The following is a 258-nucleotide window of genomic DNA, read 5'->3' as shown; positions in this document are numbered from 1 at the left end:
AAGCGATCGAACTGTTCAATGGAACGAATGCGGCCATCGACCTCTCGGCCTATAAACTTGAACTGTATTCAAACGGCGGGACGGCTCCAGGCACGACCCTCAACTTGACAGGTACGCTCGAGCCAGGTGGCACGTATGTCATCGTCAACGCCAACGCGAGCGATGCCTTGAAAGCGAAGTCGAACACGACAAGCGGTGTGACGAACTTTAACGGCGATGACACGCTCGTCTTGAAAAAAGGCGACACGGTGCTCGACG

Annotated in this window: 1 protein-coding gene; it reads left to right on the top strand. The window is 55.0% G+C overall.

The window, feature by feature from the left end; all coding sequences use genetic code 11:
• On the top strand, positions 1–258 hold a 258-nt coding region (locus ACSV5T_RS10015; RefSeq protein WP_438321028.1), incomplete at both ends, for a lamin tail domain-containing protein.

It is taken from the genome of Veillonella sp. ZSJB6 (assembly GCF_051549505.1).
In the GTDB taxonomy this organism is placed as follows: domain Bacteria; phylum Bacillota; class Negativicutes; order Veillonellales; family Veillonellaceae; genus Veillonella.
Note: the sequence above shows the minus strand (reverse complement) of the source record. Positions and strands in the feature narration are given on the sequence as shown.